The sequence below is a fragment of the Paracoccus sp. 08 genome (assembly GCF_024105395.1).
GTDB classification, from domain to species: domain Bacteria; phylum Pseudomonadota; class Alphaproteobacteria; order Rhodobacterales; family Rhodobacteraceae; genus Paracoccus; species Paracoccus marcusii.
Genome location: NZ_WEKR01000076.1, coordinates 50,418 through 63,019 on the forward strand (window position 1 = coordinate 50,418; position 12,602 = coordinate 63,019).

A 12,602-nucleotide genomic window follows, 5' to 3' on the forward strand; every position below is an offset into this window, starting at 1 on the left:
AGCGTTTCTATCAAACCATGCGCCGCGCCTCGCTCAGCAGCGCCTCCAGAACCGGGGTATGCGGCTCTCTCCAAGGGGCGATCAGGCCCACGGCGTGGCCCGGTGCCGACCCCTCCAGCGCGATCAGGCGCAAGGGTTTGCCCTGCGCCAGGAAACCGGCGATATCCTCGGGAAGGATGGTCAGCCAGCCACCCGCCATCACATGCGAAACCAGCACCACGGTCGAATTCGATTCCACCGTGGCTTGCGGCACCACACCAGCGGCGGTCAGGGTGCGGTTGATGATGCGGCGGTTCTGCATGTCCTGGGACAGAAGGCACAGCCGCTGCCCGTCCAGATCAGACCACGCGACCTGCGCCTGCGCCGCCAGCGGGTGATCCTGATGCGCGACCAGCAGATAGCGTTCGTCGTACAACGGCACGCTGCTGACACGGCCCAGCGGTTCGTTGTCCAGATACGAGATGCCTGCATCCACCTCCAGGTCGTCGATCATCTGCAAAATCTCGGCCGAGGTGCGCGACAGGATGGTGAAGCCCACGTTCGGATGCGCCGCCCCGAACCGGGCGCTGATCCGTGCGGCCCAGGTCAGCGCGGTGGGAATGACCGCGATACGCAGCCGGCCCGACAGGCCGTGGCGGACGGCCCGCATCTCGTCGCGCAGCTGGCGGGTATCGCCCACGATGCGCCGTGCCCAGACCAGGGCCTGCTGCCCCTCGGGTGTCAGCCCGCCATAGCGCGATCCGCGAAAGATCAGCAGGACGCCCAGGCTCTCCTCCAACTGCTTGATCCCGGCGGACAGGGTGGGCTGGGTCACGCCGATGGTCGCGGCGGCGCGGCCAAAATGGCCCTCCTTCGCCACGGCCAGGAACATCTCCAGCTTGTCGATCATGCGTGGTCCCCCTTTGGCCGCCATCAGGCGCGTCCGGGCGGGCGCGGTCAAGGACTTGCCGCGCGGGCCGTCGCGGGTCAGGGTCGGCGCATGACCGATATCCTGCTGATCCACGGAGCATGGCACGGCGGCTGGTGCTGGGACCGGACCGCGGCCCTGCTGCGGGCGCAAGGCTGGCGCGTGGCCTGTCCCGATGTCGCGGGCGACACCTTGGCCGCCTGCGCCGCGGCCCTGCCCTGGGCGCCGGTGGTGGTGGGTCATTCCCTGGGCGGCATGCTGGCCGAGGCGATGGACCCGGCCCCGCGGGTGCTGATCCACCTGTGTTCCTATCTGCCGCTGCCGGGCGACAGCGTGGCGTCTCTGGACCGGCTGATCCCCGCGCCGCCCCGGAACTGGCCGCGCGACGACCTGGGGCGGCTGGTTCTGCCACCGGACGCCGCACGGGCGATGCTGTATGACAACTGCGCCGACGCCGACCTGTCCCGCCTGCGGCCCCAGCCGGTCGGCCCGCTGCGCGACACGCTGCCGGGCCCGCGCAAGCAGACCACCCGCCACTATGTCCTGTGCGACCGGGACCGCGCCATCCTGCCTGCCGCGCAGCGCGCGATGCTGGACCGCGCGCCGGTCGATCACCTGCACCACCGGCCCTGGGGGCATTCGCCCTTTCAGTCCGACCCGCAGGCTCTGGCCGACCTGATCGACGCGATCGCGCGCTAGGGCGCGGGGACGGCCACCACGGCCAGGCAGTCGCCGGTCTGCACCAGCCCCGGAAAGTGCCGCGCAGCCAGCAGGCCGGGGCGGTTCGCGCAGACCGTCACGGGCGCGATGCCGGTGCGATCCACGGGCCAGATGCAGGCCAGCGGCTGCCCCTCGGCCACGTCCTGACCCAGATCGACCAAAGGGTGCAGCAGCCCGCCCTGGGGCGCAAAGTGGAAGCAGGCATCGTCGGGCATGTCCAGCATGCGACTGTCGTCCACCCCCTCGACCGGGCCGGACAGGATGCCCGCATGGCGCAGCACGTTGCGGGCCCCGCGCAGCGCGATGGAGACGGTCGCCGCAGTGGCCGTGCCGCCGCCGCCCAGTTCCGTGGTGACGAAGACCTTGCCCTGCTGTTCCACGGTCGTGTCAAACATGCCCACCGCGTCGATTTCCCGCATCATCATCGACCAGGGCGCGCCAAAGGCCCGCATCGCGGCCACGCAGGCCGCCTGCTGATCCGCGTCGTCCAGGTAATGCGCCGCGGCATAGGGCAGAAAGTCCAGCGTCTTGCCCCCCGAATGGTAATCCAGCACCAGGTCGGCGGCGGGCACCAGGACCGTCGCCAGGTAATCCGCGATCTTCTGCGTGACCGAACCGTCGGGGCGCCCAGGAAAGGCGCGGTTCATGTTCACTCCGTCGATGGGGCTGACCCGCGTGCCCGCCGCGACCGCGGGTGCGTTCATCGCGGGCAGGATGATCACGCGGCCCATCACCTGCGCGGGCTCCAGCTCCCATGCCAGCTGCTGCAGCGCCAGGGGGCCTTCGTATTCGTCGCCGTGATTGCCCCCGGTCAGCAGCGCGGTGGGCCCGTCGCCGCCACGGATCACCGTCAGCGGGATCATCACGCTGCCCCAGGCGCTGTCGTTGCGGCTATAGGGCAGGCGCAGAAAGCCGTGATGCTTGCCCGGCGCGTCCAGCGGGATGGTGGGCGTGATCGCGGTCATCCCTTCACCAGCATCCGGCGCGGCAGGGTGCAGAACAGGTCGGGGGCGCCATCGGTGATGATGATCGATTCCGTCGTCTCGTACCCCCAGTCGTCCATCCACAGCCCGGTCATGAAATGAAACGTCATGCCCGGCTTCAGCACGGTCTTGTCGCCCCGGCGCAGCGACATGGTGCGTTCGCCCCAGTCGGGCGGATAGGACAGGCCGATCGGGTATCCGGTGCGGTTGTCCTTGACGATGCCGTGGCGGTCCAGCACCCGGAAGAAGGCGTTGGCGACATCCTCGCAGGTGTTGCCGGCGCGGGCGGTTTCCAGCCCCTCGTCCATGCCCTCCAGGACGGCCTTCTCGGCCTCCAGCATGGCGTCGGGGGGCGTGCCCAGAAAGATCGTGCGCGACAGCGGCACGTGATAGCGCTGATAGCAGCCGGCGATTTCGAAGAAGGTGCCCTCCTCGGGCTTCATCGGCTGGTCGTCCCAGGTCAGGTGCGGCGCGCCCGCATCCGGCCCCGACGGCAGCAGCGGCACGATGGCCGGATAGTCGCCGCCATGCCCCGACCATTCGTCATAGCGCAGGCCCGCGTCATAGATCTCGGCCACCAGGTCGCATTTGCGCATGCCGACCTCGACCTTGTCGGCGATGCGGCGGTGCATGCGCTCGACGATGCGCGCGGCCTTGCGCATGTATTCCAGTTCCTTCTCGGTCTTGACGGCGCGCTGCCAGTTGACCAGCGACGCGGCATCCGTCAGCCGCGCATCGGGCAGGCCCGTTGCCAGGCAGGCATGGGCCTTGGCCGAATACCAGTAGTTGTCCATCTCGACCCCGATGGTGCCCCGGTTCCAGCCCAGATCGGTCAGACGGGCGGCCAGGTATTCCATCGGGTGACGCTCGGTCGATTGGACGTAATGGTCGGGATAGCCGATGATTGCGTCCTCGGGCATCCAGACGGTACGCAGCGCGCCCTGCGCGTCCTGCCCGCGCCCGAACCAGACGGGCGGGCCCGACGGCCCGACGATCACGCATTGATGCACATAGAACGACCAGCCGTCATAGCCGGTCAGCCAGGCCATGTTGGACGGGTCGCTGACGATCAGCGCGTCCAGGCCCTGGCGCGCCATGCGGGCGCGGGTGCCGGCCAGACGGGCCTCGTATTCCTCGGTCGCGAAACGTTCGGGCGTGCGTTGCAGTTCAGGCATGGGACGGACCTTGCGTCGGGGGGTGAATTACCAGCTGCGGGTGCGGAACAGCGCGCCCGGCCCGCGACCCGGGATGCGCGCGCGGTCCAGCATCGCCCAGAACAGCGCCTGGTTCGAGGTGACCACCGGTTTGCCCAGCAGCCCCTCCAGCGTGTCGATCAGGTCCAGCGCGGGCAGCGCGGTGCAGGACATGAACAGCGCCTGCGCGTCGGGGTGGTCGCTGGCCAGCGCCATCTCGGTGATCTCGGTCGGGTTCAGCATAGCCATGTCGCGGTCGTCGGCATGACCCATCGACGACCGGCGGACGACATCGATGCCATTGGACGCGAAATGATCGCCGACCAGTTCGGTCGTCGCCGCCAGATAGGGCGTCATCAGCGCGACCCGCGCCACGCCCAGCGCCGCGAACGCCCGCAGCGCCGCGCCCGCGGGCGNGGTCACCGGCGCGCGACCCCCGGCCAGCGCATCCATCGTATCGCCCAGCACCGCCGCGGCGGAGGTGCAGCCGAAGCCGATGCCCGACAGCGCCACGCCCGGCACCAGCAGGTCCACCGCGTCACGCAGGCGCGGGCCGGTGGCGCGCAGGTTGTCCTCGGTCGTGGGGTTGTCAAAGGCGATGCGCGTGACGTGCAGCCGGGTTCCGGGCGGCATCAGGCTGGCCGCGTCACCCTCGATCGTCAGGTCGGTGGCCAGGGCCACCAGCCCGAACCGGTTCAGATTGTCCTGCATGCGGCTCCCCTTACCCGTCGATGGACAGGTCGCGCAGGAACAACGCGATCTGCGGGAAAAAGATCAGCAGGACCGATACCGTCAGCAGCATGATCACGAAGGGCGGCGTGCCGCGGATGACCTCCCAATAGGGCCGGCGGAACACCGCGATGGCCGTGAAGATGTCGCAGCCGAAGGGCGGTGTGGCGCTGCCGATGGCGACCTGCAGGGTGATGATCGTGCCGACCAGCACCGGGTCCAGCCCCGTCGCCTGCACCACCGGCGCAAAGATCGGCACCAGCACCAGGATCACCACGATCGGGTCGACGAACATGCAGCCGATGAAGAACGCGATGGAGATGGTGAACAGCACGCCATAGGGGCCCATGCCGTCGATGCCGATGCCGGCCAGTATCTCCTGCGGGATCTGGGCGAAGCTGATGACATAGCTGAAGGCCGCGCCGGCGCCGACCAGGATGAACACCACCGCGGTGATCAGCCCGGTCGATTTGGCGGTCGCGAACAGCTGGCGGGGCGACACCTGCCGAAAGACCAGCATTTCCAGCACCAGGGCATAGAGGACGCAGGCGGCCGCGGCCTCGGTCGGAGAGAAGACCCCGCCATAGATGCCGCCGATGATCAGCACCGGAAAGCCCATCGGCCAAATGGCACGGCGCACGGCGCGCAGCCGGTCGGGCCAGGGCATGCGCGGTTCCGTCGGCACGTCGTGGCGCACCGCATAGACATAAGAGTAGATCGAGAACATCACCAGGATCAGCAACCCCGGCCCGATCCCCGCCAGGAACAGCTCCGCGATGGATGTCCCCGATACCACGCCATAGATGATCATGCCGATCGACGGCGGGATCAGGAAGGCGATGTCGGATGCGTTGATGATCAGCGCCAGCGTGAAGCGGTCGCTGTAGCCCGCCTTGAGCAGGCGCGGCCGCATCGGGCCGCCCACCGCAACAACCGTGGCCTGCGTCGACCCCGACACGGCGCCGAACATGGTGCAGGCCCCCGCGGTCGAGATGGCCAGCCCGCCCTTGACGTGGCCCAGAAAGGCCATGACCACGTCGATCAGGCGGCCCGCGGACTGGCCGCGGGTCATGATCTCGGCCGCGAAGATGAACATCGGCACGGCGATCAGGCTGGCGGGCTGGATGCCCGCGATGACCTGCTGGACCAGCGTCTCAAGGTGGCCGATGCCGCCGAAGATCGCGACGAAGCCCACGACCGACGCGACGATCAGCGGGACCATCATCGGAAAGCCCAGCAACAGCAGCACGATCATCGTGCCAAGGATGGCGGTGGTCATGCGTCGGCGTCCTTCTGCGGCAGGTCGTACCCGTCGCGCACGGCGGTCGACAGCCAGATGTCGGGGTCCCTGAGGTTCTTCAGCGCGGTCAGCGCGTATTGCAGGCCGGTCAGGAAGAAGCCGGCGGGAACCCAGACGATGATCCACCATTGCGGGATGCGCAGCGCGGGCAGAACCCTGCCCCGGCCCGCCTGGCTCATGACATAGGACAGCGCGAACCACGCCAGCACCAGCAGCAGCACCGCCGTCAGCGCCGAGATCGCCACCAGCATCGCCTTGCGCGCCCTGGGCGGCAGCGCGTCGGTGATGGCCGACATGCGGATGTGGCGCCCGTGCCGCGCGGCATAGGAAATGCCGGCGAAGGTCACCAGGACGATCAGGGCCTGGTTGACCTCCTCGGCGAAATAGAGCGAGCGGCCAAAGACGAAGCGGCCGACGACATTGGCGACGGTGTTGAACGCCATCGCCAGCACGCCGATCGCCAGGGCCACGGCCTCCAGCCGGGCGATGGCGCGGTCGGCCACGCCCAGGACGCCGGGCAGACCGGATTCGTACAGCGCATCGTCGATGTCGTCCTGCGCCTGCGTCGCCTCGGCCGCGGCAAGGATGTCCGGGTCGTCGGCCGGGCCTGGGGGCCGGTCACCTTTTGTCTCTGGCGTCATGGCCACCTGTCCATCATCGTTCGCTTAGGCGCCCCGCCCCGCAGGACGGGACGGGGCACCGGGATCAGCCCTGGGCCGCGGCGGACAGGTCCGCCTTCATCTGGTCCAGGACCTCCTGGGCGCGGGGACCGCCGATCTCCAGGAAGGTCTCCTCGACCTGGGCGGCGGTGTCGCGGAAAGGCGCGCGCTGCTCCTCGGTCAGGGTGGTCACGGTCACTTCGGGGCGGTCGGCAGTGATCTTTTCCAGCGACGCCTCGGTCAGGCCCTGCTGATATTCGATGATGTGGTCGAACGCCGTCTTGGCCGCGTCGCGGACCACCTGCTGGTCCTCGGGGGACAGGCCCTCGAAGAACTCCTGGTTGGCCATCAGCGCTGTGGTGAAGTTGTTGTGGCCTAGCCGGGTGATGTGGTCCTGGACCTCGTACATCCGGGTGGATTCGATGAAGAAGGCCGGATTCTCCTGTGCATCGACGATGCCGGTCTGCAGGCCGCCATAAACCTCGCCCCAAGGCAGCGGCGTCGGCGTGGCGCCGAAAGCCTGATAGCTGCTGACCAGCAGCGGGTTGGTCATCACCCGCACCTTGACGTCGTCGAAATCGGCCGGCGCCGCGATGGGCCGGTTCGATGTGACCATCACCTCGCCCTCGGGGTACATGCTCAGCAGCTCCAGCCCCTGCTGGGCATACAGCTCGGGGAAGATCGTGTTGATCGCCTCGGAATTGCGGAAGAAGGCGAACAGCTGGTCGTCATCCTCGGGCAGCAGATAAGGCACGAAGAACACCTGCGCCTCGGGGATCAGCGATCCGGTGAAGCCGGGCGACTGGTTCACGAACTGCAGGATGCCCGATTGGGTCTGTTCCATGATGTTGTCGGATTCGCCTAGCGTGCCAAAGGGGAACAACTGGACCTCGTGGTCGGAATTGGCCTCGACCTCCTCCTTGAACTTCTGGGCATAGACGCCCTGGACCTCGTCCAGCGCCTCCTCGAAGGCATAGCGCCAGGTGTCGGCCATGGCGGCCCCCGATCCCAGGATCAGGGCGGTCAGGCTAGCGGTGGCAAGGCGGAATGCGGGGCGGGTGGTGATGGTCATGATACCTCCTGTTGGGGCGGGCCCTGCGCGCGGATCGCACGGGCCCTTCTGCGGCAGGATTCGGACCTTTCGGACCGTTCCGATTGGACCCGATGGTTCGGGACAAGCGGAATCCAAGTCAATTGATGTATTAAATCATGACAATTCTGACCGCGAGAGTCAAACAGGTCGCCCGATTTTCCTGCCCTCAGCCCGGAAGAACTGCCGAGACGATGCGCAGCGCCTGTTCAAGATCGCGCGTCGTGGCCCCGCCCAGCGACACGCGCAGCGCCGGCCCCTGGGGCAGGATCGCAAAGCCCGCGCCGGGCGCCAGCGCGACCTGGTGGGACAGCGCGGTGGCCAGGGCCGCGCCTTCGTCGATGCCAGGGTCCAGCGGCATCCAGCGGTGCAAACCGTGCAGGAACCCCTGCGCACGCTGGCCCAGGACGCGCACCGCCAGCCGGTTCCTTGCGGCCAGTTCGCTGCGCTGCGCCGCCAGCAGCGCGTCGGCCGTGCCGCCGGTGATCCAGTCATGCGCGATCTCGGCGATCAGGGGCGTGGCCATCCAGGCCATCGACAGGTGCCGGTTCAGCGCGGCCTCTGCCATTTTTTCGGGCATCGCCAGAAAACCCAGGCGCAGCCCCGGCGACAGGCATTTCGACAAGCCCGTGAAATAGAAGCTGCGCTCCGGCGCGAATCCCGACAGGGCGGGCGGGCGGCGCGGCGGCATCGGCCCCGTGGGGTCGCTTTCCAGGATCATCAGCCCGGCTTGGGTCGCGGCGCGGGCCAGGGCCTCGCGCCGGTCTCGGTCCATCACCCGCGCCCGCGGCCCCCCGCCCGAGGGCAGCAGGAACACCGCCTTCATCCGCCCGCCCGCCGCCCGCGCGGCCCGGATCAGCGCGTCGGGGTCCATGCCGTGTTCGTCGTCTGGGATGCCCTGCAGGCGCAGGTGCAGATGCTGGGCCGCGGGCCGCAGCGTGTGGCAGGTGGCGGATTCGGTCGCGATGATGTCCCCGGGCAGCGCCACGCATTGCAGCGCCACGAACATCGCGGGCGTGGTCCCGTTGGTGATCAGGATCCGCTGCGCCGGGACCACCATCCCGCAGCGCGCCAGCCACGCCGCAGCCATGCCGCCATACAGCGACATCGTCTGGCGCGGACGGAAGGACAGCATCGCCGGGTCGGGCAGACGGTCCGACAGGCGCAGCAACGTCTCGCTCCAGGCCGTGCGGATCTGGGGCAGCGCCACGGGCGTCATCATCGACAGGTCGATCGGTGGGCGGTCGGTGGGCGCGCGGAACCACGGCACCTCGATCGTCTCGCGCGGGCCGGATCGCACGAAGCTGCCGCGCCCGACCTCTCCCGAGATCAGGTCGGCGCGGATCAGCTCCTCGTACGCGCGGCTGACGGTCTGGACGCTGACGCCCAGCTGCCAGGCCAGGTCGCGATGCGGCGGCAGGCGCGTGCCGGGCGGCAGGCTGCCCGCGTCGATCGCCGCGGCGATACCCTGGGCCAGGCTGCGATAGGCGGGGCGGGTGATGTCGGTGCGTCTCAGGGGCCAGTGGGACATGGGATGCAGGATCGCCCGCCGCGCGCGGATTGACAAGCGGGCCACACGGGGGAACATGCGCGCCATGATCCCGCCCCGCAGCCTGCGCCTGGACGACCGCGACATCGCCATCCTGGCGGTGCTGTCGCGCGAGGGACGCATCACCAAGACCGACCTGGCCGCCCGCGTGAACCTGTCGCCCACCCCCTGCTGGGACCGGATGCGGCGGCTGGAACAGGCGGGCCTGATCCGGGGATACCGCGCCCAGATCGACCTTGCCGCCCTGGGGCCGCATGTGCAGGTCTTCGTCACGGTCGAACTGGACCAGCACCGCAGCGAAAGCTTTCAGCGGTTCGAGGCGGTGATCGCGCGCATGGACGCCGTCACCGGCTGCTGGGCGATCGGCGGGGGGTTCGATTACCTGATGTCGGTGATCGCCCCCGACGTGGCGGCGTTCCAAGGGGTCATGGACGGGCTGCTGGACAGCGGCGCGGGTGTCAGGCGCTATTTCAGCTATATCGTGACCAAGCCGGTCAAGGATCAGCCCGCCCTGGGCGCCATGCTGGAACATCATCGGCTTGAGGGCTGAAGTTCAGGGATTTCCTCGGACAGGACCCATCGGATCAGAGAAATCTTCGGGCCCCACCGCCCTATCCTGCCCCCAGCAGGAACAGGAGCGATGATGCTGACGAATGACGAACTGGCCCGTTGGGACCGCGAGAGCTTTTTCCACCCCTCGACCCATCTGGGGCAATTCGCGCGGGGCGAGGCGCCGCAGCGCATCGTCACCGGGGGCGAGGGCTGTCACATCACCGACCGCGACGGCAACCGCCTGCTGGACGCCTTCGCGGGCCTCTATTGCGTGAACGTGGGCTATGGCCGCCCCGAAATCGCGCAGGCCATCGCCGATCAGGCGCATCAGCTGGCCTATTACCACGCCTATGCCGGCCACGGGTCCGAGGCCGCGATCACGCTGGCGCAGATGGTCATGGACCGCGCGCCCCAGGGCATGGCGCGGGTCTATTTCGGCCTGTCGGGGTCGGATGCGAACGAGACGAACATCAAGCTGGTCTGGTACTACAACAACATCCTGGGCCGCCCGAAGAAGAAGAAGATCATCAGCCGGTGGCGCGGCTATCACGGGTCGGGCCTGATGACCGGATCGCTGACAGGGTTGCAGCTGTTTCACGCCAAGTTCGACCTGCCGCTGGACCAGGTGATCCATACCGAGGCGCCGTACTATTTCCGCCGCCCCGACGCGGCCCTGTCGGAGGCGGACTTCGTCGGCCATTGCGTGGCACAGCTGGAGGCGCTGATCGCGGAACACGGCGCCGACACCATCGCGGCCTTCATCGGAGAGCCGGTGCTGGGCACGGGGGGCATCGTGCCGCCGCCCGCGGGTTACTGGCCCGCCATCCAGGAGGTTCTGGACCGCCACGACATCCTGCTGATCGCGGATGAGGTGGTGACGGGCTTTGGCCGGTTGGGAACGATGTTCGGGTCGGACCATTACGGCATGCGCCCCGACCTGATCACCAGCGCCAAGGGCCTGACCAGCGCCTATGCGCCCCTGTCGGCCAGCATCGTGGGGCAGCGCGTCTGGGACGTGCTGGCGCGCGGCACGGACGAGAACGGCGTGATGGGGCATGGCTGGACCTATTCCGCCCATCCCATCGGCGCGGCGGCCGGGGTGGCGAACCTGAAGCTGATCGACAGCCTGGGGCTGGTCGGGAATGCGGGCACCGTCGGCGCCTATCTGAACGCGCGGATGCAAGCGGCCCTGGGCGATCACCCCCATGTCGGAGAGGTGCGCGGCGAAGGGATGCTGTGCGCCGTGGAACTGGTCGCGGACCGCGATGCCCGGCGCTTTTTCGACGTGTCCGAAGGCAAGGGCGCAAAGGTCGTGGCGGCGATGCTGAAGCGCGGCGTGATCGCGCGGGCAATGCCGCAGGGCGACATCCTGGGCTTTGCCCCGCCCCTGTGCCTGACGCGCGAGGAGGCCGACCGGATCGTCGCCGTCACGACCGAGGCGGTCGGCGAAGTGTTGGGCTGAATTGCGTCCCGCGACAGCGGGGGGATTTCACATCCCCCCGCACCGTGGCGTCGTGCGGCCGCCCTGGTGGCGGCGGGCTAATCTGTTCTGGCAGGTCGATGTCGCGCAAAAGGCCCGGCGCGGGAACCTGTCTGGACGGCGCCAGATCGCGCAGCAGCCGACCCGCGCCCTGATCCCCGGTCAGCTGCGCCAGCCGGGGCAGCCAGTCGCGCGGAAAGCAGGCGGGGGGCAGGGACGCGATGCCGTCATGGCTGCAGGACGGCAGACCATCCGCGGCCAGGCTGACGATCTGCGTCAGATGCGCCGCAGTGACGTCGGGCATGTCGCCCAGCGCGATCAGCAGGCGGTCAGGAGTGCCGGCCGCGGACAGGCCCGCGCGCAGGCTGTCGGACTGCTGGCCCTGCGCGATCAGGACGATGCGGAAACCATCCAGCAACGGTGCCAGTGCGGGATTGGCGATGACGGCGATGCGGTCGTCCAAGGGAATGGCCCGCATCGCCTGCGCGGCATGCGCCACAAGCGGCATCCCCGCAACCGTCGCCAGCAGCTTGTCCGACGGACCGAAACGGCGCGAGGCGCCAGCCGCCAGCAGCAGGCCGGTGCAGGTCACGCTGTCAGCACCTCGTAGGCGGCCAGGATCTGGGTCAGGGCCGAGGCCCCGATCAGGCGCGGATCGCGGGCCGGGCTGACGACGCCGATGGGCCCGGTGATCCGGTCCAGCGCCGCCAGGTCGAACCCCTGTTCGGTCAGGGCCGCCAGCCGCGCCGCCTGCGCCCGCCGCGACCCCAGCGCGCCGATGTAGAACGCCTCTGACCGCAGTGCGCGGGCCAGCGCGGGCAGTTCACGATCGTGGTCGTGAAACAGCGTCACCACGGCGGTATGCGCGTCCGGCGTCGCGTCCTGTCCCATCACGGGCATGTCCATCGCCGTGACCAAGGTGGTGAGGGCCTGCGCCTCGTCCCCCTCTCCGTGGATCTGGAACGCGGGAGGCGGCGGCAGGACCAGGGAAAAGTCGTCAGGGTCGGGATCGCCCGCGCGGCAGGGCGCACCGGTGCGCAGGTTCAGGCACCATCTGCCGGTCCGCCGGCGGATGCGGTCGTCCCAGATGGCGCCCAGCCAGTCGGGGTCGGGCTTATGGATCAGCGCGATCTGCACCGTGCCGCCGCAGGGCAGCGGCAGATCGACGGGGCCGCCCACGCCATAGGTCAGCCGCGTCACCGGGCCGGGCGCGTCCAGATGCGCCGCAATGTCCGCATCGATGCAGCCCGCGCCAAGACGGCCCACGCGACCGCCATCGGGCCACAGCGCCATCATCGCACCGGGGCGGCGGGGAAAGCCGCCCTTGGCATCGGTCAGCATGGCCAGCGACCCGCCGGGACGGCGCAGCAGCGCCTTGACGGGACAGTCGGCGGTGGCGGTGATGGGGGCGGAAATCGACATGGCGCAGTCTTTCGGCAA

13 protein-coding genes are annotated in these 12,602 nt (G+C 69.0%); 3 read left to right on the forward strand and 10 right to left on the reverse strand.

What is annotated here, in order from left to right; genetic code table 11:
- Positions 1 to 10: 10 nt before the first annotated feature.
- Entirely contained in the window at positions 11 to 889 is an 879-nt protein-coding gene (locus GBO37_RS20750) for a LysR family transcriptional regulator (protein WP_139597519.1), read from the reverse strand.
- 90 nt (positions 890 to 979) lie between these two features.
- Between GBO37_RS20750 and GBO37_RS20755 the strand changes: the two genes are divergently transcribed.
- The gene (locus GBO37_RS20755; RefSeq protein ID WP_252930657.1) at positions 980 to 1,606 is read left to right on the forward strand and encodes an alpha/beta hydrolase; all 627 of its coding nucleotides are present in this window, start codon (positions 980 to 982) and stop codon (positions 1,604 to 1,606) included.
- Here GBO37_RS20755 and doeB read toward each other — a convergent pair.
- The 7 genes from doeB to GBO37_RS21530 all read right to left on the reverse strand — a co-directional run bounded on the left by doeB (position 1,603) and on the right by GBO37_RS21530 (position 9,178).
- Positions 1,603 to 2,592, reverse strand: a complete 990-nt coding sequence (gene doeB, locus GBO37_RS20760) for a N(2)-acetyl-L-2,4-diaminobutanoate deacetylase DoeB (protein ID WP_127898323.1) — start codon at positions 2,590 to 2,592, stop codon at positions 1,603 to 1,605. The two genes, GBO37_RS20755 and doeB, sit on opposite strands and share 4 nt — an antisense overlap.
- Entirely contained in the window at positions 2,589 to 3,785 is a 1,197-nt protein-coding gene (doeA, locus tag GBO37_RS20765) for an ectoine hydrolase DoeA (RefSeq protein WP_252930658.1), read from the reverse strand. The genes doeB and doeA overlap by 4 nt, the downstream gene beginning before the upstream one ends.
- Before the next feature lie 27 nt (positions 3,786 to 3,812).
- Positions 3,813 to 4,514, reverse strand: coding sequence for an ectoine utilization protein EutA (locus GBO37_RS20770; RefSeq protein ID WP_252930659.1), 702 nt, complete (start codon positions 4,512 to 4,514; stop codon positions 3,813 to 3,815).
- Positions 4,515 to 4,524: 10 nt separating this feature from the next.
- Positions 4,525 to 5,811, reverse strand: a complete 1,287-nt coding sequence (locus GBO37_RS20775) for a TRAP transporter large permease (protein ID WP_252930660.1) — start codon at positions 5,809 to 5,811, stop codon at positions 4,525 to 4,527.
- Positions 5,808 to 6,473, reverse strand: coding sequence for a TRAP transporter small permease (locus tag GBO37_RS20780; protein ID WP_252930661.1), 666 nt, complete (start codon positions 6,471 to 6,473; stop codon positions 5,808 to 5,810). Before GBO37_RS20780 ends, GBO37_RS20775 begins: the two co-directional genes overlap by 4 nt.
- 64 nt (positions 6,474 to 6,537) lie before the next feature.
- On the reverse strand, positions 6,538 to 7,563 hold the full coding sequence (gene dctP / locus GBO37_RS20785) for a TRAP transporter substrate-binding protein DctP (protein WP_139597512.1): 1,026 nt from the start codon (positions 7,561 to 7,563) through the stop codon (positions 6,538 to 6,540).
- Positions 7,564 to 7,750: 187 nt separating this feature from the next.
- Positions 7,751 to 9,178, reverse strand: coding sequence for a PLP-dependent aminotransferase family protein (locus GBO37_RS21530; RefSeq protein WP_305884493.1), 1,428 nt, complete (start codon positions 9,176 to 9,178; stop codon positions 7,751 to 7,753).
- Between GBO37_RS21530 and GBO37_RS20795 the strand changes: the two genes are divergently transcribed.
- Both GBO37_RS20795 and GBO37_RS20800 read left to right on the forward strand, forming a co-directional pair.
- On the forward strand, positions 9,168 to 9,680 hold the full coding sequence (locus tag GBO37_RS20795) for an Lrp/AsnC family transcriptional regulator (RefSeq protein WP_252930662.1): 513 nt from the start codon (positions 9,168 to 9,170) through the stop codon (positions 9,678 to 9,680). The two genes, GBO37_RS21530 and GBO37_RS20795, sit on opposite strands and share 11 nt — an antisense overlap.
- Positions 9,681 to 9,773: 93 nt before the next feature.
- Positions 9,774 to 11,144, forward strand: a complete 1,371-nt coding sequence (locus GBO37_RS20800) for an aspartate aminotransferase family protein (protein WP_252930717.1) — start codon at positions 9,774 to 9,776, stop codon at positions 11,142 to 11,144.
- On the opposite strand, the gene GBO37_RS20805 is transcribed toward GBO37_RS20800, so the two are convergent.
- Positions 11,110 to 11,754 carry an NTP transferase domain-containing protein gene (locus tag GBO37_RS20805; RefSeq protein WP_252930663.1) on the reverse strand — a complete coding sequence of 215 codons (645 nt, stop codon included), beginning with the start codon at positions 11,752 to 11,754 and terminating at the stop codon, positions 11,110 to 11,112. The two genes, GBO37_RS20800 and GBO37_RS20805, sit on opposite strands and share 35 nt — an antisense overlap.
- Positions 11,751 to 12,584 carry an XdhC family protein gene (locus GBO37_RS20810; protein WP_252930664.1) on the reverse strand — a complete coding sequence of 278 codons (834 nt, stop codon included), beginning with the start codon at positions 12,582 to 12,584 and terminating at the stop codon, positions 11,751 to 11,753. Before GBO37_RS20810 ends, GBO37_RS20805 begins: the two co-directional genes overlap by 4 nt.
- Positions 12,585 to 12,602: the final 18 nt, after the last annotated feature.

What these genes read in the sequence shown, in the direction of transcription:
- GBO37_RS20750 (WP_139597519.1), bottom strand. Translation starts at nt 889, where the DNA reads ATGATCGACAAGCTGGAGATGTTCCTGGCCGTGGCGAAGGAGGGCCAT.
- GBO37_RS20755 (WP_252930657.1), top strand. Translation starts at nt 980, where the DNA reads ATGACCGATATCCTGCTGATCCACGGAGCATGGCACGGCGGCTGGTGC.
- doeB (WP_127898323.1), bottom strand. Translation starts at nt 2,592, where the DNA reads ATGACCGCGATCACGCCCACCATCCCGCTGGACGCGCCGGGCAAGCAT.
- doeA (WP_252930658.1), bottom strand. Translation starts at nt 3,785, where the DNA reads ATGCCTGAACTGCAACGCACGCCCGAACGTTTCGCGACCGAGGAATAC.
- GBO37_RS20775 (WP_252930660.1), bottom strand. Translation starts at nt 5,811, where the DNA reads ATGACCACCGCCATCCTTGGCACGATGATCGTGCTGCTGTTGCTGGGC.
- GBO37_RS20780 (WP_252930661.1), bottom strand. Translation starts at nt 6,473, where the DNA reads ATGACGCCAGAGACAAAAGGTGACCGGCCCCCAGGCCCGGCCGACGAC.
- dctP (WP_139597512.1), bottom strand. Translation starts at nt 7,563, where the DNA reads ATGACCATCACCACCCGCCCCGCATTCCGCCTTGCCACCGCTAGCCTG.
- GBO37_RS20795 (WP_252930662.1), top strand. Translation starts at nt 9,168, where the DNA reads ATGCGCGCCATGATCCCGCCCCGCAGCCTGCGCCTGGACGACCGCGAC.
- GBO37_RS21530 (WP_305884493.1), bottom strand. Translation starts at nt 9,178, where the DNA reads ATGGCGCGCATGTTCCCCCGTGTGGCCCGCTTGTCAATCCGCGCGCGG.
- GBO37_RS20800 (WP_252930717.1), top strand. Translation starts at nt 9,774, where the DNA reads ATGCTGACGAATGACGAACTGGCCCGTTGGGACCGCGAGAGCTTTTTC.
- GBO37_RS20810 (WP_252930664.1), bottom strand. Translation starts at nt 12,584, where the DNA reads ATGTCGATTTCCGCCCCCATCACCGCCACCGCCGACTGTCCCGTCAAG.